18 protein-coding genes are annotated in these 25,364 nt (G+C 62.9%); 12 read left to right on the plus strand and 6 right to left on the minus strand.

Annotated elements, in window-relative coordinates:
• Positions 1-34 precede the first annotated feature (34 nt).
• Complete coding sequence (locus LB552_RS24080; protein WP_411962555.1) at positions 35-1,930, minus strand: pilus assembly protein TadG-related protein; 1,896 nt, start codon at positions 1,928-1,930, stop codon at positions 35-37.
• A 304-nt stretch (positions 1,931-2,234) separates the two neighbouring features.
• Between LB552_RS24080 and LB552_RS24085 the strand changes: the two genes are divergently transcribed.
• Positions 2,235-3,095 carry a TIGR01459 family HAD-type hydrolase gene (locus tag LB552_RS24085; RefSeq protein ID WP_224610663.1) on the plus strand — a complete coding sequence of 287 codons (861 nt, stop codon included), beginning with the start codon at positions 2,235-2,237 and terminating at the stop codon, positions 3,093-3,095.
• Positions 3,096-3,127: 32 nt separating this feature from the next.
• Positions 3,128-4,111 carry a bifunctional riboflavin kinase/FAD synthetase gene (locus tag LB552_RS24090; protein ID WP_224610664.1) on the plus strand — a complete coding sequence of 328 codons (984 nt, stop codon included), beginning with the start codon at positions 3,128-3,130 and terminating at the stop codon, positions 4,109-4,111.
• Between the two features lie 158 nt (positions 4,112-4,269).
• Here the strand turns inward: LB552_RS24090 and LB552_RS24095 are convergent, their stop codons facing one another.
• The 4 genes from LB552_RS24095 to LB552_RS24110 all read right to left on the minus strand — a co-directional run bounded on the left by LB552_RS24095 (position 4,270) and on the right by LB552_RS24110 (position 8,514).
• Positions 4,270-4,824, minus strand: a complete 555-nt coding sequence (locus LB552_RS24095; RefSeq protein ID WP_224610665.1) for an HdeD family acid-resistance protein — start codon at positions 4,822-4,824, stop codon at positions 4,270-4,272.
• Positions 4,825-5,009: 185 nt separating this feature from the next.
• A complete protein-coding gene (locus tag LB552_RS24100) occupies positions 5,010-6,437 on the minus strand; it encodes a glycosyltransferase family 4 protein (protein ID WP_224610666.1) in 1,428 nt (475 codons plus the stop codon).
• Entirely contained in the window at positions 6,437-7,402 is a 966-nt protein-coding gene (locus tag LB552_RS24105) for a glycosyltransferase (RefSeq protein WP_224610667.1), read from the minus strand. Before LB552_RS24105 ends, LB552_RS24100 begins: the two co-directional genes overlap by 1 nt.
• Before the next feature lie 110 nt (positions 7,403-7,512).
• Positions 7,513-8,514 (minus strand): hypothetical protein, encoded by a 1,002-nt coding sequence (locus LB552_RS24110; RefSeq protein WP_224610668.1) that lies wholly within the window; start codon positions 8,512-8,514, stop codon positions 7,513-7,515.
• Between the two features lie 192 nt (positions 8,515-8,706).
• On the opposite strand from LB552_RS24110, the gene LB552_RS24115 reads away from it, so the two are divergent.
• The 4 genes from LB552_RS24115 (at position 8,707) to LB552_RS24130 (ending at position 14,843) form a co-directional block, all read left to right on the plus strand.
• A complete protein-coding gene (locus LB552_RS24115; protein ID WP_411909048.1) occupies positions 8,707-9,789 on the plus strand; it encodes a glycosyltransferase family 4 protein in 1,083 nt (360 codons plus the stop codon).
• Positions 9,790-9,909: 120 nt separating this feature from the next.
• Positions 9,910-10,707, plus strand: a complete 798-nt coding sequence (locus tag LB552_RS24120) for a MipA/OmpV family protein (protein ID WP_224610669.1) — start codon at positions 9,910-9,912, stop codon at positions 10,705-10,707.
• Positions 10,708-11,013: 306 nt separating this feature from the next.
• Positions 11,014-13,977 (plus strand): isoleucine--tRNA ligase, encoded by a 2,964-nt coding sequence (gene ileS / locus LB552_RS24125; protein WP_224610670.1) that lies wholly within the window; start codon positions 11,014-11,016, stop codon positions 13,975-13,977.
• Positions 13,978-14,201: 224 nt separating this feature from the next.
• Positions 14,202-14,843, plus strand: a complete 642-nt coding sequence (locus LB552_RS24130; protein WP_411909049.1) for a hypothetical protein — start codon at positions 14,202-14,204, stop codon at positions 14,841-14,843.
• Positions 14,844-14,945: 102 nt separating this feature from the next.
• Here LB552_RS24130 and LB552_RS24135 read toward each other — a convergent pair whose 3' ends face one another.
• Positions 14,946-15,401: a nucleoside deaminase gene (locus LB552_RS24135; RefSeq protein ID WP_224610671.1), complete on the minus strand. Its 456-nt coding sequence runs from the start codon at positions 15,399-15,401 to the stop codon at positions 14,946-14,948.
• Between the two features lie 181 nt (positions 15,402-15,582).
• Here LB552_RS24135 and LB552_RS24140 point away from each other — a divergent pair, with 181 nt between their 5' ends.
• The 6 genes from LB552_RS24140 (at position 15,583) to LB552_RS24165 (ending at position 25,260) form a co-directional block, all read left to right on the plus strand.
• A complete protein-coding gene (locus LB552_RS24140) occupies positions 15,583-17,553 on the plus strand; it encodes a pseudouridine synthase (RefSeq protein ID WP_224610672.1) in 1,971 nt (656 codons plus the stop codon).
• On the plus strand, positions 17,534-18,088 hold the full coding sequence (gene rsmD, locus LB552_RS24145; RefSeq protein WP_140542478.1) for a 16S rRNA (guanine(966)-N(2))-methyltransferase RsmD: 555 nt from the start codon (positions 17,534-17,536) through the stop codon (positions 18,086-18,088). Before LB552_RS24140 ends, rsmD begins: the two co-directional genes overlap by 20 nt.
• Positions 18,089-18,172: 84 nt before the next feature.
• Positions 18,173-19,534, plus strand: a complete 1,362-nt coding sequence (locus LB552_RS24150) for a M16 family metallopeptidase (RefSeq protein ID WP_224610673.1) — start codon at positions 18,173-18,175, stop codon at positions 19,532-19,534.
• Complete coding sequence (locus LB552_RS24155) at positions 19,534-20,934, plus strand: M16 family metallopeptidase (RefSeq protein WP_411966401.1); 1,401 nt, start codon at positions 19,534-19,536, stop codon at positions 20,932-20,934. Before LB552_RS24150 ends, LB552_RS24155 begins: the two co-directional genes overlap by 1 nt.
• A complete protein-coding gene (locus LB552_RS24160; RefSeq protein ID WP_095767857.1) occupies positions 20,931-21,788 on the plus strand; it encodes a patatin-like phospholipase family protein in 858 nt (285 codons plus the stop codon). Before LB552_RS24155 ends, LB552_RS24160 begins: the two co-directional genes overlap by 4 nt.
• Positions 21,789-22,311: 523 nt before the next feature.
• Complete coding sequence (locus LB552_RS24165) at positions 22,312-25,260, plus strand: hypothetical protein (RefSeq protein WP_224610675.1); 2,949 nt, start codon at positions 22,312-22,314, stop codon at positions 25,258-25,260.
• Positions 25,261-25,364 lie beyond the last annotated feature (104 nt).

Below are 25,364 nucleotides of genomic sequence, written 5' to 3' on the forward strand. Positions count from 1 at the left end.
AGGGCGGGCGTCATCGATTGCTTGTCCGAGCAGATTAGCTGACGATGCGCAGGTTCGACAATTCGTTGCCGATCGCCTTGAAGTCGTCCGACAGCGTGGCGCCGGTCGAGTTCCAGAACAGTTTCTTCGGCGTCTTGCCGGTCGGGTCCGCTGGATCCTTAGCGTAGCGCGAATCCGACGAGCAGGTCTTCAGCGCTGCCATCTGCGCCGCTTCGGCCGTGTTGGTTGAATCGAGATCGAGGGCGATGGTCATAACGATGATGTTGGCCGCCTTGGCGTTGTCGCATAGCGTTGCCAGATGCTCGCTCATGGCCTTGGTGTAGTTGGCGTTCGAATAATCGCTCTTGCTGACATTGATGCTGGTGCCGAGGAATGGCCGGCCATAGGTGTAGGTGCTTCCGAACGGCTTGGTCTGGCTGCCGTAGGCAAGATATCCAAGCGCGGAATAGATGGCCTTGTTGCCGGAAAGATCGTTGCCGCCGCTCCTGTAGTAGGTGCCGGAGTACGACTGGGCACTCACCGAATCCGGCGTGTAATAGGTATTGGCCCCGTCGGTCAGCACAATCAGAACCTTGTCGTTGCCTTTTTGTGTTTCCGGGCGTCCCTCGGTGAAGGGCGCGGTGCTGGAAAGCGTCCGCCAGCCCCAAGCCATGCCTTCCGGCACGTTGGTGGCACCGACATCGACCATGGCGTCGATCGCGTTCTTGACCGTGGTGGCGCCGGCAGAGGTGGAGACATCGGTCAGCGGCGTGATCGCGGTCGTGCTGCAACTGGTGTTCGGGCCGGCATTGTTGCCGTAGGCGGGGGTGACCTTGTTGCCGTAGTTGAAATATTTCGGCATGTATTTCTGGCGCGTCGGTGTCGGGCTGTCGCTGCTGGACGTCACGTCGAGATGCCAGTTGTTGTTTGCGGGCCGGGAGTAGCCGTCGGTATAGTCGGTCTCGTCAGGCGCGAACATCGGCACGAACAACGTCGCCGGCGTGGAGGTCGAGGCGGCCGTATCCTGGATATTGTACGGATAAGGACGCGACTCGACACAGCCGCTCCAGCTCGCGATCGGCGCGTAGGTTATATTGGACGTGCAAACATTGTTCGAATCTTTGGTGCAAGCCGAAATTCGCTGCATCCATTTGTAGAGCGAGAAGCGCGTCAGCGGCTTGTCTTTTTGGGTGGGATCCCAATCGGTGCCGCGCGCATACCAGATGCTGCCGACCTTCTCGACATATCTCTGTGGCCAGAGCGAATTTCCCTGGGTCATCGTCGTCCAGTCGAAATTCTCGTGCTGGATGGGCGAGATGCCATCCTGATCCATCCACGCCGCCGTCGAGTTGGCCGGGCCTATATTCACCGAGGCGGCGAACGGAACCAGGCTGAACTGAACCGGCTTGGAAATCTGCTTCATCAGCTGCGCTTGCCCCGACAACTGGTCGACAAGCTGCTTGGCGGCACTCTTCAGAAGGTCGAAACGTACTTGATTCGAGCCGTGGCCGAGTTCGGCCATCGAGCCAGAATTGTCGAGCACCAGCGACACTTCCAGCGTGTTCTTAAGGCGGATTTCAGATCTGGCCGAGAAGTTGACGTTCGTCTGGCCCGGCGTTCCGCCAAGCAATGCGACCGCGGCCGGCAGGAAGTAAGGTTGGTACTTCAGGGCGGCTTCGAGCACCAGCGTGCCGCCGCCCGCATTGTTGTTGGGCAAGGTGACCGTCAGCGTGGTGTTCGCCGGAAGGACGTGCCTCAGATTGGCCTCGAAAAATGTCTTGGCATAGGCCTTGGCTTCGGCGTCGGTGGCGCCGGCGACGATATGCTGTGCCGTCGCGATGCCGGCGGCGTCCAGCGCGTTCAGCGTCTCCTGCCGCTCCCTTATGAGCTCGGTATAGTCGACCGCAAGCGCCACCCCGCCCATCAGCGGTATCATGGTGACGGCCGTCATCAAAGCATAGTTGCCTCGTCTGTCGCGTAGGAATTTGCGGATCAACGCCCTTAGCCCCCGCCAGGATCCTATAGTTTCTCGTTTAGCATGATCCATGAATCGTTAAATTTTAGCTCCCTCGAAGCGTCAAGATCGCACGGTCGTTTGACAGGGCATTAACCCTGTGCACCGACGCGCCGTCGAAGGCCGATGCCGGAAAGCTGGTGACAGGATGAAGCGCTTCGGTTATGCGGGATCGGCCGTGGCGTCCTCTGAACTGATGAGTGGCTGCCGCGCTTGTCAGGATCGAAATCAGGGACACGGCATGGCGGATTCGCCTGACATCATCGCTTCGCTCGACGATCTTGCGGGGCGCTACGCCGCCATACTGTGCGACGTATGGGGCGTCGTGCACAATGGCGAATGGCACTTTCCGGCCGCTGCCGCGGCGCTTGCAAGGGCGCGCGCGGCCAATGTGCCTGTCGTGCTCATCACCAATTCGCCGCGTCGCAGCGCCGACGTCGTCGCCCAGATGAAGGTCATCGGGGTACCCGCCGACGCCTTTGACCGGGTCGTCACATCCGGTGATGTGACCCGCGACCTGATCGCCGAAGGACCGAGGAAGATCTTTCACATCGGTCCCGAGCGCGATTTCAGCCTCTATGATGGGCTCGACGTCGATCTCGTCGAGGAATTCGAGGCCTCGGGCATCGTCTGCACGGGCCTCTATGACGACGAGGTCGAGAAGCCCGCCGACTATGCGGAGCTGCTGCGGCGGCTGCGTGCCCGCAATCTGCCGTTCATTTGCGCCAATCCGGATATCCTGGTGGAGCGCGGCGAGCGCACCATCTGGTGCGCCGGCGCGCTCGCGCGAGATTACGCGCAGCTGGGTGGCCGTACGTTGATTGCCGGCAAGCCCTTCGCGCCGATCTATGATGTCGCCATGAAGGAGGTCGCCGGCCTTCTTGGCCGCGCCGTCGAGCGAAGCGAGGTCCTCGCCATCGGCGACGGCATGATGACCGACGTCAAGGGCGCGGCCGACAACGGCTTTGACGTGCTCTATGTCTCGGGCGGTATTCACGCTCGCGATTATGGCGATCCGCTCCGCCCCGATCCTGAAAGGCTGGCCGGCTTCCTTGAAAAGCACGGCTACCGGCCGGTCGCCGTCATTGCGCGTCTGCAATAGGTTGGAGGTCTGGCCATGACGGGCGCCTCGACATGAACCAAGCCTTCCAACGTCTTTCGGCTGTCGCGCCGCTGCCCGCGCATCTGCGCGGCGGCGTCGTGGCGATCGGTAATTTCGACGGTGTCCATCGCGGCCATCAGTCCGTCCTGGAGCGCGCGCTGAGCGAAGCAACCCGCAATGGCGTGCCCGCTTTGGTGCTCACCTTCGAGCCGCATCCGCGCAAGGTGTTCCGGCCACAGGTGCCACTCTTCGTGCTGACGCCGCCGCCGATGAAGGCGCGGCTGCTCGCCGGACTTAGCTTTGCCGCTTTGGTCGAGCAGCCGTTCACGCGCGATTTTGCCTCGCTCTCGCCCGAGGCTTTCGTGACCGATGTGCTGGAGAAGAACCTCGGCATCCGCCACGCCGTCACCGGTTTCGACTTTCATTTCGGCAAGGACCGCCAGGGCGGGCCGGCCTTTCTGATGGCGGCCGGCGAACGGCACGGCTTCGGCGTGACGCTGGTCGACGCCTTCCGCGATGAAGGCGCGGAGGTGGTTTCATCGAGCCGCATCCGGGACCTGCTCGCCGAAGGCAAGGTGGAGGAGGCCGCCGGCCTGCTCGGCTACCGTTTCACCGTCGAGACTGAGGTGATTGGCGGTCAGCGGCTTGGTCGCACTCTCGGCTTCCCGACCGCCAATATGCGGCTTTCGCCGGAAGCGGCCTTGAAGGAAGGGATTTATGCCGTCCGCTTCCGTCGCGCCGACGGCGCGCTTCATGACGGAGTTGCCAGCTTCGGCCGGCGTCCCACCGTGGACGACAATGGCGCGCCGCTGCTCGAAACCTACGTCTTCGATTTTTCCGGCGATCTCTATGGCGAGACCTGCCAGGTGTCGTTCTTCGGCTTCCTGCGCCCGGAGCTCAAATTCGACGGCCTCGATGCGCTGGTAGCACAGATGAAAAAGGACGAGGCAGAGGCGAGGGCGCTGCTCAAGGGCGTGCGCCCGCTCTCGCAACTGGATGCCGAAATCGCGTTCTAGGCTGCGTCGATATTCAGGTGATGCCGGCCTGCGAACGACGGTTTCCTGCGCTTCCGGTGCTCACGTACGAAAAGTACGCTCCGCTCCGGTTCTCGGAAACCACCGTTCTCGGTTCGGCCTGACCTGAATCTCAACACACCCTAGATCGCGGCTTGCCGCTACCGCTTCAGCGCCAGTCCGATGGCGATGAAGCTCCATCCCTGGAACACCAGATCGATCGCCAGGAAGAGGCCCAGCACCCAGAGGCTGTTCACCGGCCAGCCCATGGCGATCATCAGGCCGAGCAGAATGGTGATGATGCCGGCGGCCAGCAGCCATCCCCAGCCTTGCTGCGGCCGATGATTGAAGGCCACCCAGGACCGCAAAAGTCCCGAAGCGACGAGCGCGATGGCCAATAGCAGCGTCAGCACCGCCGAGGCGAGCAACGGGTTGTCGAAGGCGAAGAAGCCGGCGACGGCGTAGAGCAGGCCGCTCAGCAGCCAGTAGAAGAAACGTCCCCAGGTCTTGACCCCGAAGGCGTGGATGATCTCGATGACACCTGCCATCAGCATCAGCCAGCCGACGACATAGACGGAAGCGACGGTGGCGATGAACAGATTGCCGAAAGCGATGCCGCCGAAGATCAGCAGCAACACGCCGAGCGCCACGAACCACCCCCATTTGTCCCGCGTCTGGCCGATCGCGTCTTTCAGAGCATCGCCTTGCAAGGTCATGATCTTTTCCCTCCGATGTCGCCGCGCCGCTTGCGGATGAAAGGAAGGTAATCCCGATGAACTTGAGCGTCCAGCGAGCAGCGCGGCGCGAGCGAAGCGCCGCCTTCATCAGCCCGCCATTTGCCGATGAACCGACTTGGCCGGCGTCGGCCGGATGACCGCGATCGGCGGGCGTGCAGAGATCGTCAACCTGGCGGCGGCTGGACTTCGTCCGGGAAGGGCGCCAGCGTCGCCTCCAGCGTCTCCCGGCCGGCCTGCCCCCAGCTTCGCGCCACGAAATCTGCGGCCTTCGCTTCGTACGGAGCACGGGCCGCGGGCGAAGTGATCCACTCCCGCATCGCGTTCTCCCATCCTTCGACGTCGAGCGGATCAAGGCAGAGTCCCGACGAACCGACCACTTCGGCAATGGCTCCGCCCGTCGAAGCGATCAGCGCCTTGCCGTAGGCCAGCGCCTCGACGGGCGGCAGCCCATATCCCTCATAGAGCGACGGGTACACGCAGAACGCGCTGTTGCGGTAAAGAAGGGACAACGTACCATCATCGACGTTGTCGAGATGAACGAGGCTCTTGCCGTAGGCAGGATGGCCGTGAAGCTTGGCCAGGATGCCATCGACCATCCAGCCGCTGCGGCCGACGAAAACCAGTTTCATGCCGCTACGCGCGACTGTTCCGTCCAGGACGAGGCGCGTCCAGACATCCATGAGCAGCGAGTGGTTCTTGCGCGGTTCGATGGTGGAAACGAAGAGGACGTAGCGATCCGTCTCGAGCCCATCCGGCAGGCGGCCGTCCGCCTTCGATTTGCGGGCACTGTCGCAGCCGAGAGGGACATGCTCCAGCTGCGGCAGGTGGATGCCGCGCTTGGCGGCATATTCCTCGACATCGGTGGTGACGCGCCTCGAGGTCAGGATGAAACGGTCTGCCAGCCTCATCGCCAGATCCACATAGTCCGTGAATCTCTTGACGTCGTGCGGCTTGTACCATTCGGGAAACTGGATCGGAATGATGTCGTTCAACAGCACGATCAGCTTTGCGCCGGCCAAGCGCGCCTCGCGCGAAATGACCTCGATATCGGTGTGCGCCCAGTCGTTGTTCATCAAGAGCAGATGGTCGCCGGGCGAAAGGTCGTATTTGTTGCCGGCCACGGTCCTGAGCGGGACGATCCGGGCGCGTGAACCGCCCACGCCAGCGACTTGCCGCCGCTCGGTTTCCTTCATCAGCCGGTTTTCGATCCGCTCGAGGAAACGAAGCAAAGGGCTGCCGGGATTGCGCAGGCCGAACGCGCCGATTTCCATTATCAGGATCCGGCGCGGTCTGATGATCGCCATCAGCGACCGCCGGGCCCAGTTCGGCCAGCGATCGTAAAAACGTATCTTGAAGCGGGCAGGGTCCGGGTAAAAGCTCATGTCGCACGAAATGTTGCCGGCGATGATCTCCGTCGCCATGGTCGGCGAAACCTGTCTAAGCATCCGCTCGATCGGGTCGAACACCGTGAATGCCACCTCGGAGGCCTTGAATGCGGCCGCCGCGGCTGCGTAGTGGCGTTGCACGCGGACCAGGCCGACCGGGGGGCCGAGCCAGCGCACCATGCTCGAGAGATCGACGACAAGCCGCATCAGCTGGGCCGAATTCTTGCAGGGCGCGCGATCATCCTGCGCCAGGCCAGTCGAGGTCCCAGCGCAAGCGTCCTGAAGGAAGGGGCGCCGACAGCCGCCAGGAACAGCAGCTTGCAAGTGACGGCCATGGGTATGCCCGCGGTTCGCAACAGCAACTCGATGTCGCGTCTTTCCAGGCTGGAGATGCCGGCCCCTGTGGCGGCGCGCGATGCCAGAAAGCTCGCGATGGCCTGCGCGGGTTGGCTGTTGGCGTCGAACGGCTCGGTGCGATTGCGACGCAGCAGCGCCGACTGCCTGGCCAATGCCGCGGCAGCCTTCTGCTGGTCCTGCTTCATGCGCGATACCTGTCCCGGATGCGATCTCAGCTTCACGAGCCGCGCATCCATGTTGGCCAGTTTTCCGGTCTCGGAAAGCCGCAGCCAAAGATCGTAGTCCTCGGCATAGGTGAACGCCCGACGGTAGCCTCCCGCGCGCCGGACGGCCTCGGTCCGGAACATCACCGTCGGATGAAGCATCGGATTGTACCTGGCAAGCGCGTCCCGCAACTGGTCGTTGCCGGCCGGAACGTCTATCGGCCCCAACGGGTTTCCGTCCCGGTCGATCTGCAATCCCGCCGTGCCGAGCAACTGCAAATCGGCGTCGGCCTGGAAACACGCCACCTGCAGGCGCAACCTGTCGGATAGCGAGATATCGTCGCAATCCATGCGCGCGGCAAGAGGGGCCCGCGCGAGCGAAATCCCCATGTTCAGCGCATCGACGATCCCCTTGCCGTGGTTGGCGACAACTTTGACGCGGCCATCACGGTTGCCGATCGATGTCGCGATCGCGGCGCTGTCGTCGCAAGATCCGTCGTCGACAACGATGATTTCGATATCCGCCAGATCCTGGTCCAGGATGCTTTGCAGGGCCTCGCCGACATATTGCGCGCCGTCTCGCACCGGAATAATGACGCTTACTGTCGGCAATGGAACTTTCCTTGCGATGATTGGTCGCGACCGAATGGCCGTTGAATTCTCGGATGTCGGCAGCCTGGCTTCAAAATTCCAATTCCAAAGTTTCCTCAGTCTGTCGACCGTCAATTTCCTTGTCGCGCCGATCCGAGCGGGACCTCAAGTGCGGGCGCGAGCAGCCGCAGCACCGCCTCACGCTTTTTCGCCTTCAACGAGAGGTCGCCATCGAGGCCGACTTCATGAAGCCAGCTTCCCCGCCATTCGCAATAGGCCCGTCTGAGCTCAACCCCAGGCAAGGCCGCGAATGCGGTTATCGGCCGTTGCGGAACTGTGCTCGGATCCACATACCGATAGAGCGCCTCCCAGTTGGCTCCGCCGGTGTCGAGGCCGGCGAACCAGTCGAGCCCAAAATCGAGAGGCTTGCGGCCGACGGCGTCGAATCGGAAGAAGCAATAGCCAGCCCACAAATACCATCGCGAGCCTGCCCTGCGGAGGTCGCCGTGAAACGGCGCAACTTCAAGAGGCTCGAAAGGGTCGCATGGCTGCGTCGGGAAAAGATCCTGGTCCAGGAATCCGAACGCGGCCGGCGCGGCAGGCTTCAGAATATTGTGCCACATCCAGTTGAGCGCCGCGCCATGGGACCGGCTCGGGCTTCTTGCGGTCCACGGATTGGTCGGCAGCCTGACATACGCGGCGCCATGGGTTGCGCATACCTGCCTGTTGTCGCGTGCGGAAGCTTCGCTGATGCTGTTGTCGGCAACGATGTGGAGATCATGGCGAACGAATCGTCTCGTCAGCCGCAACTGCAATTCCAGGCACTGAGCATCGCCGAAAGCGACGGTAATCAGGACATAGCGATCGCGGGCGGCGGCACGGATCCCTTGGATGTCGCCATTCTTGATCGGCTGACGCAGAAACCTTCGGTCGATTTTCCGGTAACGGGCACTCTTGACGACATGCAGCAGCGGCTGCAGCCTCAGCCATTGCCGCAAGTTATATTCGCGCAGGGCCTTTGGCACGGCCGCCGCGGCTTTCAGTCGGACCCGGCTTGGCAGCCACGATCGCCCTGTGGAATTTTCATGCGCGCTCCAATTGAGTTTTTTGAAAAAGCTCGAATGCAACAGCATCCAGGTCTCTTGATAACGGGCTATATACAGCATATGCGTCTTTTCAACACGACCAACATTTGAGCGCCCGGCGTGTTTGTTTGAATGGGGAAGTCTGGGGCGCACCCGGGGTCTCTCTCCGATCTGACCTGGGGGTGGGGTGGCGCTCCGGAAAACGCGATGAGAATCTGCTGCGCAATCTCTACCCTCTTCATGAATGGGGGTCTGCAGAGGGATTGTCTCAATATCAGCGACCGATTGGTCGGGCGCGGCCACAGCGTGACGATCCTGACGACGCGCCAGGTCGGTCATGTCGAGAGTTCGGCTACGATAAAAATCCAGCCGGCAAGGGTTCTCTCCAATCCGGGCACCGAATATGCGCTGGGAAGGTCGGTGCTGACGGCCAGGCGCGACTTCGACTGCGTGGTCGGTTTCAACAAGATGGCGGGTCTGGACATCTACTATGCCGGCGATCCGCCCTATTTTGTGTCGAAGCTCGGATGGTGGCGGCCGTTTTCGCCCCGCTTCATGCGCCAGCAGAATCTCGAATCGATGATCTTTGCCCCTGGCAACACCGTGCAGATCATTGCGCTCAGCGAAAACCAGGCAGCGCTTTACCGAGATTTCTGGCGAACCGAGGAATCGCGCATTCACGTCGTCGGCCCGACGCTCGATCCGAAACGCCGCAGACCGGAACTGCTCACTGTCGACCGCAATGAGATCCGCGATCGTTTTGGGCTTCCCCGCAAATCCGTCATTGCCTTGACCATCGCCAACAGATTGAAGGTGAAGGGTCTCGATCGGGCGGTAAAGGGCCTTCAGCCGTTCCCGGATATCCATTGGCTGATCGCCGGTCTTCGAAAAGGCAGCGAGGAGGAAACGCGACTTCGCGCTCTGATTGCCAAATCCGGCATGTCGGAACGGGTTACCCTGCTGGGCATCCAGGAAGACATTCCGGCGATTGTGGTTGCAAGCGATTTCATGCTGCATCCGGCTCGTCTTGAAAATACAGGCACGGTGATCCTCGAGGCACTCGCAAACGGCTTGCCCGTCATCGCATCGGACGCCTGCGGATATGCAAAATATGTCGAAGCCAGCGGAGCGGGGCTGGTGGTGGCCAACCGCGACGATCCTGAAATCTGGCGGCAGGCAATCCTGAAGGCCGGCAACCCGGCGGTCCCCGCGCAATGGCACAAGGCGGCTCTTGCCTACGGGGCATCGAATCCGCTTACCGGCGGACTGGAAGCGGCCTGCGATCTGATAGAGACGTCTCGCCGCACCCGGCGTGTCGCCTAATTCGTCCGTCGATTCCGCTGGTTCCGACTTTACGACTTTAAGTCAAATTTTACCGAACGCACGGCATGGCTTGAGCGCTGGCAGGTGGTGCTGCCGGCGCGTTTCGCGTAAGGGGTGACGATGCGTATTGTCGGGACGATTCCGCTGGCCGTTGCCATGGGCCTGTCCACCGCGCCCGTCGCCCAGGCGGGTGAGGGCAGCTGGATATCCGGCGACTGGTATCTGACGCTCGGCGCCACAGCGCTGGTCGCGCCGAATTTCGAGGGCGGCAAGAAATACATGCTCAGCGCCCAGCCGATCATTTCGCTCGGCAAGGTCGGTCCGGAGGCGCGTTTCACCTCGCGCAACGACAACATCTCGCTGGCGCTGATCGATGACGGTTCCGTTCGCGCCGGCTTGACCGGCAAATTCATATTCTCGCGCGAGAGCAAGGATGAGCTCAAGGGGCTCGATCCGGTGCGCTTCGGCGGCGAGGTGGGCGGCTTCTTCGAATTTTATCCGCTGGACTGGCTGCGCGCGCGGGCCGAGTTGCGGCATGGCATACGCTCCCACAACGGCTTCGTCGCCGATATCGCGGCCGACGCCTTCTATGACATCACGCCGACCGTTCGCATCTCCGGCGGTCCGCGCGTTTCCTTCGCCTCGTCGGACTATTTCGACGCCTATTACGGCGTCAATGCCAAGGAAGCGGCGGCTTCGGGCTTGAGCGAGTACCATCCGGTCGGCGGTGTGAAGTCGACAGGCCTCGGCGGCGCGATCACCTGGAAGGTGACCGAGCCGATGACGGCGAGCGTCTTCACCGAATATTCGCGCCTGATGGGGCCGGCTGCCGATTCCAGCCTGGTCAAGGAACGGGGCGACCGCAACCAGTGGACCTTCGGTGTCTCGACCACTTACCGCTTCAATTTCACGATGTAGGTCGCGAAAGCGGCCTCATGCCTTGAAATCCGCGCTTTATTCCTGCCGCGCCATCCGCTAAAAGCCACGCCATGACGAGCTTTTCGCGCCTTTTCGCGATCGCGATACGAATTACGGGCCCGGTGTTCCGGGCGGCCTGAGCGCCGCTGGAGCCGCCGGGTGTTTTTCGCGCGCGCCCCTCGCGTTTTTTCATGAACATCAACGCATATCGCCCGAAGGTGGCTTCGTTTTTGGGAAAACGATATGCGTCAAGGCAAGACCTGAACGCCCGGCTTTTGTCGTCGGGTACCCTGAGATGGCAGATCAATGACCGACACCGTTGAGACGATCGACTATTCCAAAACGCTTTATTTGCCGCAGACGGATTTCCCCATGCGCGCCGGCCTGCCTGAGAAGGAGCCTGGCCTGGTCAAGCGCTGGCAGGACATGGACCTTTACAGAAAGCTGCGCGAGGAGGCCGCCGGCCGCGAGAAATTCGTGCTGCATGACGGCCCGCCCTACGCCAACGGCAACATCCACATCGGCCATGCGCTGAACAAGATCCTCAAGGACGTCATCAACCGCTCCTTCCAGATGCGCGGCTATGACGCCAACTACGTGCCGGGTTGGGACTGCCACGGCCTGCCGATCGAATGGAAGATCGAGGAGCAGTATCGCGCCAAGGGCAAGAACAAGGACGAGGTGCCGGTCAACGAGTTCCGCAAGGAATGCCGCGACTTCGCGGCTCATTGGATCAAGGTGCAAGGCGACGAGTTCCAGCGCCTCGGCGTCATCGGCGATTTCGGCAATCCCTATACGACCATGGCTTACCATGCCGAGTCGCGTATTGCCGGCGAACTGCTGAAATTCGCCATGTCCGGCCAGCTCTACCGTGGCTCGAAGCCGGTGATGTGGAGCGTGGTCGAGCGTACCGCGCTCGCCGAGGCCGAGGTCGAGTATCAGGACTATGAGAGCGACACGATCTGGGTGAAGTTCCCCGTCGCGAGTCTTGCCCAGCCGGTCGCCGGCGCCGCGCCGGCGCTGGACGAGGCCGCGCTCGATCTGGTCGAGGCGCATGTCGTCATCTGGACGACCACGCCCTGGACCATTCCCGGCAACCGCGCCGTGAGCTATTCGCCGCGCATCGCCTATGGCCTCTATGAGGTGACGGCGGCCGAGAACGCCTTCGGTCCGCAGCCCGGCGAGAAGCTGATTTTTGCCGACGCGCTGGCCGAGGACTGTGCGGCCAAGGCCAAGGTCACGTTCAACAGGCTTCATAGCGTCTTGGCCGAACAGCTTGGGAAGCTTACGCTTTCGCATCCTTTCAAAGGGCTCGGCGGCGGCTATGAATTCCCGGTGCCGATGGTTGCCGGCGAGCATGTCACCGACGATGCTGGCACCGGCTTCGTGCACACCGCGCCCGGCCATGGCCGCGAGGACTTCGATGCCTGGATGGAAGCCGCAAGCCAGCTGAGGGCACGCGGCGTCGATACCGCGATCCCCTTCACGGTCGACGATGCCGGCTTCTTCACCAAGGACGCGCCGGGCTTCGGCCCCGGGCGCGAGGGCGGTGCGGCGCGCGTCATCGATGACAACGGCAAGAAAGGCAACGCCAATCAGGCGGTCATCGACGAGCTGATCAAGCGCAACGCGCTCTTCGCGCGCGGCCGGCTGAAGCACAGCTATCCGCACTCCTGGCGCTCCAAGAAGCCGGTCATATTCCGCAACACGCCGCAATGGTTCGTCTATATGGACAAGGACCTTGGCGACGGCACGACGCTGCGCAGTCGCGCGCTGAAGGCGATCGACGACACCCGCTTCGTGCCGGCGGCGGGCCAGAACCGCATCCGCGCCATGATCGAGGAGCGCCCCGACTGGGTGCTGTCGCGCCAGCGCGCCTGGGGTGTGCCGATCGCCGTCTTCGCCGATGAGGACGGCAATGTGCTGAAGGACGAGGCCGTCAACCGGCGCATCATGGACGCTTTCGAGAAGGAAGGCGCCGACGCCTGGTTCGCCGAAGGCGCCAAGGCGCGCTTCCTCGGCAATCACGATGCCTCGAAATGGCACCAGGTGATGGACATCCTCGACGTCTGGTTCGATTCCGGCTCGACGCATGTCTTCACGTTGGAAGACCGTCCGGATCTCAAATGGCCGGCCGACGTCTATCTCGAGGGCTCGGATCAGCATCGCGGCTGGTTCCATTCCTCGCTGCTCGAAAGCTGCGGGACCAGGGGCAGGGCGCCTTACGACACGGTCATCACCCATGGCTTCACCATGGACGAGGAAGGCCGCAAGATGTCGAAGTCGCTCGGCAACACTGTCGTGCCGCAGGACGTCATCAAACAGTCCGGCGCCGATATCCTGAGGCTCTGGGTGGTGACGACCGATTATTGGGAAGACCAGCGCCTCGGCAAGAACGTGCTGCAGACCAATATCGACGCCTACCGCAAGCTCAGGAACACCATCCGCTGGATGCTGGGCACGCTCGCCCATGACGACGGCCAGGATGTGCCGGTCGAGGCGATGCCGGAACTGGAACGGCTGATGCTGCATCGGCTGTCCGAGCTGGACGAGGTGGTGCGCCAGGGCTACGACGCGTTCGAGTTCAAGCGCATCACCCGCACGCTGCTCGACTTCATGGTGGTGGAGCTTTCGGCCTTCTATTTCGACATCCGCAAGGACGCGCTCTATTGCGACGCGCCGTCGAGCCTGCGTCGCAAGGCCGCCGTGCAGGTGGTGCGCCACCTCTTCGAATGCCTGGTGAAATGGCTGGCGCCGATGCTGCCCTTCACCACCGAGGAAGCCTGGCTCGACCGCCATCCGCAAGCCGTATCGGTGCATCTCGATCAGTTCCCGGCGATCCCGCAGAACTGGCGCAACGAGGCGCTAGCCGAGAAATGGCGCAAGGTAAGGCAAGTGCGCCGTGTCGTCACCGGCGCGCTGGAGATCGCGCGCGCCGAGAAGCTGATCGGTTCGTCGCTCGAGGCCGTGCCGGTGGTGACGCTCGACGACGCCGCGCTGGAGGCGGCGATCGCCGATGTCGACATGGCCGAGATGGCGATCACCAGCGATCTCGTCGTCAAGCATGGCAAAGCGCCGGAAGGCGCCTTCACGCTCGACGACGTCAAGGGCGTGGCGGTGGTGGTGGAGAAAGCCGAGGATCGCGGTCTGGTCAAATGCGCGCGCTCCTGGCGCTACACCGCCGATGTCGGCCAGGACTCGGAATTCCCGGACGTTTCGGCCCGCGATGCGGCCGTGCTGCACGAGCTGAAGGCGCTTGGCCGTTTATAAGCCGGTGCAAAAGCAGTGCGCCGGGTGGCCGGAAACCCGCCCGTGCGTTGCCCTTGACGAGCGGTTGAGGTAAACACGCGACACTCCGGCAGACAAATTGTCGCCGGATTTCCATCGCAAATGCGGGGAAGCAGGGGACCGTGCCCTTGGCCGGTGGCGACCGAAAGGCTGTTAGAGTGGGACTTTTTGGCATGACCGACAGAACGTTTGCGCGCGCCGCGCTGATGGCGCCGCTTGTGGTATCGGCCATCGCAATGTCCGGCTGCGTGAGCTCGCCCACCTACGGGACCGGCAAGACCGCTGCCGCGCAGCTCTTCGATGATGTTTCCGGCGCTGCCGCGATCACGCCGAAGCGTCGCGATCCGATCGACTACAAGCCGCGTCCTGAACTGGTGAAGCCAGCTCCTGGGCAGAAGGAAAGCTTGCCCGCGCCGCAGCAGAGCATCCAGACGGCGAGCGCCGACTGGCCCGAATCGCCGGAGGCGCGCCGCGCCCGCATCCGCGCCGACGCCACCGCGCACCAGAACGATCCGAACTACCAGCCTGAAGCGGCCGAGGATGTCCAGACCGATCCCGAAGCGGTGAAGAAGGCGATGGCGGATTCGGGTTCCAGCCACCCGCCGCGCTGGTCGCCGGATGATTCCAGCGCCACGCGCCGCGCCGAGGTTCAGCGCCGGCTGGCCGAACAAAAGCAGGGCGATCCGACCACTCGCAAATATCTGAGCGAGCCGCCGCTTGCCTATCGCCAGGCGGCCGCCACCGCGCCGCAGAACGAGCTCGGCGAGGACGAGTACAAGAAGGAGCGCCGTCTCAAGGCGCAGGCCGAAGGCAAGAAGGGCGGCTGGTTCGACTGGCTCGGCCTGTGAAATAGTCATTAGTCATTAGTCAGTAGTCAGTAGTCAGTAGTCAGTAGTCAGTAGTCAGTAGTCAGTGGTGACTGCTTCACTACTCACTAACCACTACTCACTTCACCCACCATCCCGTCTCTCGCGAAAAAAATCCTTGAGGATGAGGGCGGCGTCGCTTTCGCCGATCCCCGCATAGACATCCGGCGCGTGATGGCAGGTGGGCGAGGCGAAGAAGCGCGCGCCGTTGACCACGGCGCCGCCTTTCTCGTCGGCGGCGCCGAAATAGAGCCGCCGCAGCCGGGCGAAGGAGATCGCGCCGGCACACATCGCGCAGGGCTCCAGCGTCACATAGAGATCGTGGCCGGTGAGACGCTCGCTTGCGAGCTTCCGGCAGGCCTCGCGGATCGCCAGCATCTCGGCATGCGCGGTCGGGTCCGAGAATTCGCGCGTGCGGTTGCCGGCTTTCGCGACCACCGTGCCGCCATTCGCGATCACGGCGCCGACCGGCACTTCGCCGCGGCCGGCGGCCGCTTCGGCCTCTTCAAGCGCCAGGGCCATGAAATCCGGTCGTTTCAAGCGGTCTCCATTCCGATTACTCCTCGCCACCCGACAGCGATCCTGTTATCTAGCGCGAGACCTTGAAAACCGGAATCGGTTTTTGCCGCGCTGGCATATGCGCAATAATCAAGATGACACCGCCTGCGCTGGGCGTCCGAAAGGGCGTGCTGCGCTGTAGCAGGTGAAGACGAGCGAAGTAATGAACGACGACAAGAAATCTCCACGCGGGCCGCGCAAAGGCGGCTCGAAACCGGCGGGCCGGCGAGACGGCAAGCCGGCCTACGGCGCCAAGAAGCCGTTCGTCAAGCGCGAGCGGCCCAAGGCTGCCGACGGCGAGCGTAGCTATAAGCCACGCGAAACGGGCGAGGGCGCTGGGCGTGCCGAAAAGCCGTTCCGCAAAGGTTCGCGCCCTGACGGCAAGCCCTTCGAGAAGCGCGATGGCCGCAAGCCTTACACACCGCGCGGCGACCGGCCGATGGCGGCCGAAGGCGAGCGCCCGGCCCGCGACTTCAAGCGCAGCTTCAAGCCGCGTGAAACGGGGGAAGGCGGGGAGCGTGGCGACAGGCCGTACCGCAAAGGTCCGCCGCGCGACGGCAAGCCCTTCGACAAGCGTGAGAGCCGCAAGCCCTATACGCCGCGGGGCGACCGGCCGGTAGTGGTCGAAGGCGAGCGGGGCGAACGACGTTTCGATCGCCCCAAGCGCGCGTTCGATGACGGTCCCAAACGCGATTTCGCCGACCGGCCGAAGCGAGACTTCAGCGATCGTCCGCAGCGCGATAGCATCGCAAGGAAACCGGAAGGCGGCTTTAAGCCGCGGCCGCGTCCCTCGGAAGCCGCGCCGGAGAGCGGCGAGCGTATCGCCAAGCGGCTGGCGCGCGCCGGCATCGCCTCGCGCCGCGACGCCGAAGAGCTGATCGCGGCCGGCCGCGTCAAGGTCAACGGCAAGGTGCTGGACTCGCCGGCCTTCAATGTCGGCGCCGACGACATCATCCATCTCGATGGCACCGAGATTCCGCCGATCGAGCGCACGCGTCTCTTCCTGTTCCACAAGCCGGCGGGCCTCGTCACGACCAACCGCGATCCGGAAGGCCGCAGGACCGTCTTCGACGTGCTGCCGCCCGACCTGCCGCGGCTCATGACGATCGGCCGGCTCGACATCAACACCGAGGGCCTGCTGCTCTTGACCAATGACGGCGGGCTGTCGCGCGTGCTCGAATTGCCCGCGACCGGCTGGCTGCGGCGCTATCGTGCGCGCGTCCACGGCAAGGTCGAGGAGAGCGCGCTCGCCGGCCTGCGCGAAGGCATCGCCGTCGACGGCGTCTTCTACGGCTCGATCGAAGCTTCGCTCGATCGCGAGCAGGGCACCAATGCCTGGCTGACGCTCGGCCTGCGCGAAGGCAAGAACCGCGAGGTGAAGAACATCCTCGGCGCGCTTGGCCTCGACGTGACGCGGCTGATCCGCATCTCCTACGGGCCGTTCCAGCTCGAGGATCTGCCGGAGGGCCATGTGCTCGAGATCAAGGGCCGCGTGTTGCGCGAACAGCTTGGCGAGCGGCTGATCGAGGAATCCGGCGCCAATTTCGATGCCGAAATCCAAAAGCCGTTCTCCAACAAGCCGGTGCGCGGCGGCGGGCCTCGCCGTGAAGAGACCGACCGGCCGAAATTCACGCGCGACGGCGACCATCGACCGATCGGCGAGGGCGGGCTGATCAAGGCGCGCAAGCGCCGCGAAGGCAGCCGCGACGAGGCGCTGAGCAAGCTCTCGACAAAGCCGGACAGGGCATTTGGGCCGGACAGGGCGTTCGGCGAGCGCGGCCCGAAATCCGACCGCGGCGGTTTCGGCGACAAGCCGCGTGGCGGCTTCGGCGACAAGCCGCGGTTTGGGGGCAAGAAATCCGAGCGCGAGCAGCGGCCGATCGAGCCGCCGGGCCAGCGCAAGGCCAATGTCTGGATGGCGCCGGGCGCCCGGCCGATCGGCAAGGGCAGGGCGGAGGCCGATGCCGCCAAGGCCGCCGAGGCGAAGGCGCGCAAGGCATCCTACAAGCCGGGCGGCAAGGGCAAGCCGGGCGCGAAGCCGTTCGGCAAGCCTCGCGGCGAGCGTCCTGAAGGCGATGGCGGCGACAGGCCGCGCGGTCCGAAGAGGGGCGGCGATGCGGATCGTCGGCGGTGAGTTCCGCGGGCGTCCGCTGGCGACCCCGAAAAGCAACGCAATCCGCCCGACCACCGACCGCACCCGCGAGGCGGTGTTCAACGTCCTGGCGCATCGCTACGCGGAAAAGCTCGAGGGCGGCCGCGTGCTCGACCTTTTCGCCGGTACCGGCGCGCTCGGACTTGAGGCGCTGTCGCGCGGCGCCTCCTACTGCGTCTTCATCGAAGAATCGACCGAAGGGCGAGGCCTGATCCGCGAGAACGTCGAGGCCTATGGGCTCACCGGCCGCACCAAGATTTTTCGTCGCGACGCCGCTCATTTGGGCGAAGCCGGCACGATCTCGCCCTTCGGCCTGGTCTTCGCCGATCCGCCCTATGGCAAAGGGCTCGGCGAGCGCGCGCTGCGCTCGGCCAAAGCCGGCGGCTGGCTTCTGCCTGGCGCGCTCTGCGTCGTCGAGGAGGCTGCCTCGGCGGCGTTCGAACCGGGCGCCGGTTTTTCCGTGATGGACGAGCGCAATTACGGCGAAACGGTCATCCGCTTCATCGAGGCCAACTAGCCTCGCCTCGAAAATGCCGAACAAATCACTTTGCCTCACCAGCGAACCTTGCCTATCGTCGCGCAACCGCGACCGGAGAACTTGATGAGACAAACAGGGATTGGGCTGCGCGCAGCGCTTCTGGCGGGCGCGCTGGCGCTTGCCGCGGCCGCTCCGGTCCGCGCGGCCGATGACGGCGAGGTCAAGGATTTCCTGCTCGACAACGGCATGGAAGTGGTCATCATCCCGGACCATCGCGCCCCGATCGTCACCCACATGGTCTGGTACAAGATCGGCAGCGCCGACGAGCCGCCCGGCAAATCCGGCATCGCGCATTTCTTCGAGCACCTGATGTTCAAGGCCACGACAAATCACGCCGCCGGCGAGTTCGACCGCGCCGTGTCCGGGATCGGCGGCTCCAACAACGCCTTCACCTCTTACGATTACACCGCCTTCCACGAGACGGTGCCGCCTTCGGCGCTCGAGCAGATGATGGGCTTCGAGGCCGATCGCATGCGTAACCTCATCCTGACCGACGATGTCATCAAGACCGAGCGCGACGTGATCCTGGAGGAGCGCCGCTCGCGCATCGACGGCAACCCGCAGGCGGTGCTCGACGAGGAGGTCGACGCGACGCTCTGGCAGAACCAGCCATACCGCATTCCGGTGATCGGCTGGATGCAGGAGATGGAGCAGTTGAACCGTCCGGACGCGAAAGCCTTCTACGACGCCTACTATCGGCCGAACAACGCCGTGCTGGTGGTGGTGGGCGACGTCGATCCCAACGCGGTGAAGGCGATGGCCGAAAGGACCTACGGCAAGGTCGCCCGCGGCCCGGACCTGCGGCCGCGCATCCGTCCCGTCGAGCCGGAGCAGAATACGAAGCGCACAGTGACGCTGACCGACGCGCGCGTCTCGGTGCCGAGTTTTTCGACGCAATGGGTGGTGCCGTCCTATCACACGGCCAAGCCCGGCGAAGCCGAGGCGCTCGACCTGCTTGCCGAGATCCTCGGCGGCGACAACCGCAGCAGGTTGTACCAGCAGCTCGTCGTCAAGCAGGGTATCGCTTCCGAGGCCGGCGCCTACTTCCAGGGCACCATGCTCGACGCCACCAATTTCACCGTCTATGGTGCCCCGCGCGGCGACGCCAAGCTTGTCGATATCGAGACGGCGGCCGATGCCGAGATCGCCCGCATCGTCAAGGACGGCGTGAGCGACGATGAGCTGGAGCGGGCCAAGACCCGCTATGTGCGCTCCATGATTTTTGCGCGCGACAAGCAGGACGACATGGCCAACATGTACGGCTCGACGCTTGCCACGGGCGGCAATGTCAAGGACGTCCAGGAATGGCCCGACCGCATCCGCAAGGTAACCGCCGATGAGGTCAAGGCGGTCGCTGCCCGCTATCTGGTGCTCGATCGCTCAACCAGTAGCTATCTCTTGCCGCAGCAGCAGGCGGGGAATTGATGATGAGCATGGTTCTTGGCCGCACGAGCACCTTTCCTTCTCCCACAACGGGAGAAGGTGGGCGCGTCTATCGCGCCGTTGCCATCCTTTGCTTCGCCCTGTTCTTCCTGCTTTTGCCGGCGCTTGCCGCGCGCGCCGAAATGAACATCCAGGAGGTGAAGTCCAAGAAGGGCGTCACCGCCTGGCTGGTGGAAGACCATTCGATCCCGCTGGTTGCGATCCGTTTCGTCTTCGACGGCGGCACGGCGCAGGATCCGGCCGGCAAGGAAGGCCTGGTCAACCTGATGACCGGGCTGTTCGACGAGGGCGCCGGCGACCTCGACAGCGAGGCCTTCCAGGTGAAGCTCGACGATGCCGGCGCCGAGATGAGTTTTCAGGCCGCCCGCGATGGCACGTATGGCTCGATGCGCATGTTGTCCGACCAGAAGGATGAGGCTTTCGGCCTGCTGAAGCTGGCGGTGAACAGCCCGCGCTTCGACCAGGCGCCGATCGACCGCATCCGCGCCCAGATACTGTCCGGGATCCTCGCCAACGAACGGGATCCCAACACGATCGGCCAGCAGCGCTGGCTGCGCGCGATCTATGGCCAGCATCCCTATGCGCGGCCGGACGAGGGCAACAAAGACAGCCTCGCCACCATCACTGCCGACGACCTCAGGGCCTTCCACAAAACAAATTTCGCCCGCGGCGGCCTGCATGTGGCGGTGGTGGGCGATATCGACGCCGCCACGTTGAGCAGCAGGCTCGACGAGGTGTTCGGCGACCTGCCGGACAAGCAGGCGCTGGCGCCGATTGTTGACGTCACGCCCAAGCTCGGCCAGCAGCTCGAAGTGAATTACGACTTGCCGCAGACCTCCCTGCAGCTTGCCTGGCCGGGCGTGAAGCGAAGCGATCCCGATTTCTACGCCGCCGCGCTGATGAACGAGATACTCGGCGGCTCGACATTCACGTCGCGTCTCTACGAAGAGGTGCGCGAGAAGCGCGGCCTTGCCTATAGCGTCAGCTCCGATCTCGTCGATCACGAGCATTCCAACGCGCTGCTGGTGACGACGGCGACGCGTTCCGACCGCGCGGCCCAAACGCTTGCGATCGTGCGCCAGGTGGTGAAGGACATGGCTGAGAACGGCCCCTCGGAGGAGGAGCTCGCGGCGACCAAGAAATACATGGTCGGCGCCTACGCCATCAGCAATCTGGATTCGTCCAGCTCCATCGCCGCGACGCTGGTGGAGCTGCAGATCGATCATCTCGGCATCGATTATATCAAGCGGCGCGCGGCTCTCATCAACGCGGTGACGCTGGCCGACGTCAAGGCGGCGGCAAAGAAGCTCCTGTCCTCCGATCCGGCGGTGATGGTCATCGGGCCGCCGCTGGTTCAGGTGGCGGGAGGCCGCAAGGGATGAGCCCGACCTTCGGGGTGGCCTTCGGCGGCGGCGGCGCGCGCGGTCTTGCGCATATCCATATCATCGAGGCTCTCGACGAGCTTGGCATCAAGCCGGCGGCGATCGCCGGCTCGTCGATCGGCGCCATCATGGGCGCCGGCATGGCCGCGGGCATGAAGGGTGCCGAGATTCACGATTATGCCCGGTCGATCCTCGGCAGCCGGGCCGAAGTGGCGGCGCGCATGTGGCGGTCGCGGCCGGGCACGATCGCCGAAGCCATGCAGGGCGGCATCCGCGTCGGCCAGTTCAATATCGAGCGCATCCTGAAGGCGTTCCTGCCTCAGGATATCCCCGCCACCTTCGAAGAGCTGAAGATTCCGCTCAAGGTTACGGCGACCGACTATTTCGGCCACAAGCTCGCCGTGTTCGCCGAGGGTGAATTGCATTCGGCGCTTGCGGCCTCGGCCGCCATTCCGGCGGTGTTCCGCCCTGTGGTGCGCAATGATTGCCTGCTGATCGACGGCGGCATCTACAATCCCGTCCCCTTCGATCTCCTCGAAAAGGATGCCGATATCATCATCGCAATCGACGTGGTCGGTGCGCCGAGCGACGCCGAGCGCAAGCATCCGACTACGGTCGACCTGATGTATGGCGCCTCGCAGCTGATGATGCAGTCGATCATCGCCAACAAGCTGCAGCAGTCCAGCCCCGACATCCTGATCCGCCCAAAAGTCTCGAAGTACCGCGTGCTCGATTTTCTCAAGATCGAGGCGCTGATGGCCGAGACGGCGGAGATCAAGGATGAGCTGAAGCGCGCCGTGGAGAAGGCCGTGGAAGCGCATGGCGGCAGGCAGGACAACAAGAAGGCGGTTTGAGAGCCTCCTCCAGCCGCCTCGGTTCAGGTGCATATGACGTCGACGAAGGTCCGACAACCGAAGCCTGAATGGTCGGCGCAAAGGTCCCTTATAAAATAAGACCTAAGAATAGAGCACAGTATTCTTTATGCCGAATGGTCGAATTCGCACCCGGATTTGAGTTCTGTCATTAACTCTTCATCGAATTGCCCGTTGACGCACGCTGCGGTAGAGTTAATAATATCCTAATATAGTAGCGTGAACAATCTCGAGATCGGCAACAACGAGATACTGCGCTACTGGGGTAGGGGAACGCAGCGCGGCATCTGTGCCGCTACAGCCATCACATCGAGCCACCAGCAGTCGTGAGCAGCCATCTTGTATGTGGCGCTTGCTGCCGGCCGGTGGTCGCTGCTTGCTGAATGCCACGTCGATCCTCCTCCCGCACGGAATTGAGCGCCGATCTCGGTGCTATTGGCATGGGGTAAATCAGCCGCCTTAGGCGGCCAACAAGTGGCGCGCCTAGGCGCTAAGGGAGTTGAACATGGCCACAGTGGTTGATCTGACCAACGGGACAACGTCGCAGACTTTGACCGACGGCACCGTATTTTCGGCTGAACAGCAAAGCGGTGCTGGCACGGGCAACTACAATAGCTTCCTCGTGCTTGGCGCGAACGGCACCGAGAGCGGCTTCAACACCGATGGTTCTCCGCTGCCGCTGGATGACAAGCAGCAGGAGCACACCAATGCGCTTCTCCTGAGCGATATGCAGGTAGTGTCCGTGAACGGCCACGATTACTACGTCTTCAAGCTCGACGCCAATGAGCCGAACAGCGACAAGGGATCGCTGCTGTCGCTCAACTCATTACAGATATATTCGGCGACGGATCCAAATATCACCACCCTTGCGACGCTTCAGGCGCAGCAACTACTCTATAATGTTGATGGAAATGCCACCGACGGTGACGTGACGGTTCAGTTGGACGCTGGAAAGGACGCGCCCGCAGGCAGCGGGGTGGGCGATCTGTTTGTCTACATTCCGACCAGTTTCTTCGCCGGGGCAACCGGTAACTACGTCTATCTCTATTCGGCTTTCGGGAACCCAAGTGACTCGGATGGCGGGTTTGAGGAATGGGGCGTCATCGCAAAAGCCAGCGTGGATCACGCTCCCGCGGTCGCGGTCGAGAAGACGGTCGATCCGACCTCAATCGATGAAGGCGAGTCGACGACGGTCACCTACACCTACAAGGTGACCAATACGAGCGCTGATGGCGCCGGTGATCCTCTGACGCTGACCTCGCTGGTAGACGACAATGCGACGCCGGGAGACACCAGCGACGATATCAACCTGTTGAGCGGTTTCGTCGCCAACAGCTCGCATGGCACCCACTACGTGTCGGGCGATACAGACAACGATTACCTTGTCGACAGCAACGAGACCTGGATATTCAGCGCTGACGTCAACATTGACGCTCATGCCACCGGCAGCACCATCACCAACACGGTGGTGGTGCATGCTCACGACGACGACAGCACCAATGACGTGTCCGCCAACGACACTGCGACCGTGACGGTCAACGACGTCGCGCCATCGATCGCCATTGAGAAGACCGCCGACCCGACTTCGATCAACGAGGGCTCGGCCGCTGACGTCACCTACACCTACGAGGTGACCAACACGAGCGCGGCCGGCGCCTTCGATCCGCTGATGCTGACTTCGTTGATCGACGACAATGCGACACCCGGCGACACCAGCGATGACATCGACCTGCTGACCGGCTTTGTCGCTGGCTCCGACCATGGCACGCACTATGTGACAGGCGACACCGATGGCGACTATCTCGTCGACAGCGACGAGAAGTGGGTGTTCAGCGCCACCGTCGGCGTCGGTGCTCAAAATGCCGGCACCATTACCAACACTGTGGTGGTGCACGCCCATGACGACGACAGCACCAGCGACGTGCATGCCACTGACGACGCGACCGTGACGGTGAAGGACGTCGCGCCGTCGATTGCCATTGAGAAGACCGCCAACCCGACTTCGATCAACGAGGGCTCGGCCGCTGATGTCACCTACACCTATGAGGTGACCAACACGAGCGCGGCCGGCGCCTTCGATCCGCTGACGCTGACTTCGCTGATCGACGACGATGCGACACCCGGCGACACCAGCGATGACATCGACCTGCTGACCGGCTTTGTCGCCGGCTCCGACCATGGCACGCACTATGTGTCGGGCGACACCGATGGCGACTACCTTGTCGACAGCGACGAGAAGTGGGTGTTCAGCGCCACCGTCGGCGTCGATGCTCACAATGCGGGCAGCATTACCAACACGGTGGTCGTGCACGCCCATGACGACGACAGCACCAGCGACGTGTATGCTACCGACGACGCGACCGTGACGGTGAAGGATGTCGCGCCGTCAGTGGCCATTGAGAAGACCGTCGATGCCGATCATGACGGTATTTTCCACTCGTCCGAAACGGTCCAGTCGGGTGCACAGAACGTCACCTATCACTATGAGATAACCAACACGAGCGCAGCCGGTGCGTTCGATCCGCTCACGCTGACCTCACTCGTCGACGACAACGGCACACCGGGAAATACCGGTGACGACATCAACCTGCTCAGCGGCTTCGTGGCCAACAGTTCGCATGGCACTCACTATGTGTCCGGCGATCTCGACAACGACTATCAGGTCGACAGCAACGAGACTTGGGTCTTCACGGCAAACAGCTCGTTCAACTTGCTTCCCAATGCCGACTCGCGAACCAACACGGTCGTGGTGCATGCCCATGACGACGATACTACCAATGACGTTTCCGCCAATGATACCGCGACGGTCCAATCATTCGCAGGTCCCGGCGTGCGCACGCCGGGCTTCTGGACCAATCTCGGCAAATCATTCTGGGATGGCGTCGCAGGCGCCGACAAATCCGGCCCGAACTTCGCCTCCGGTGAATTGCGCTATGTTGTCGATGCCGATCACAACGGAACGCTGGATCCGGGCAAGCCAGGCCTCTTGATCGGCGACTACAACAAGAACGGCTTGACCGACGCCGGTGAGGATACGTTCTTCATTTCCTACGCCGATGCGCTCAAGGTGATCGATGCGTCCGTCAAGGATCAGCAGGATACACGCTTCGTCCTTGCCCGCGACGCGGTCGCGACTTGGCTCAACTACCTCGCCGGGAATCCGATCGGCGATGCCTCCGATCCCAACAGCCCGCACAAATATCTCGACCAGGCGATCGACTGGCTGCAGGTGACGAATGGCGGGAATTCTTCTTCTCACTTCGAGGACTGGGGCGGTGGGAGTGCAGTGAAGGCAAGCAGCACAGCCTGGAACGTGGGACTGGATGCCGAATCCGTCACTGCCGGGTCCGAGCTTGCCGGAAACCTCATCCACCAGGAGCTCGATTTCTACAACAATACCGGCATGACCTTCGAAGGGGCGATACTGCATGTCTACGCCAATGACGGCGGCTGAGGCAGCGGTCGGCCTGTCGAGCCATGACGTGCGACAGGCCGGTTGGATGACCGGAGTGTTTTGTTCAGTGTCGCTTCGACAATGGTAGCCAAGGTAGCATCTGG

Source organism: Mesorhizobium sp. CA7, from assembly GCF_020165015.1.
Classification (GTDB): domain Bacteria; phylum Pseudomonadota; class Alphaproteobacteria; order Rhizobiales; family Rhizobiaceae; genus Mesorhizobium.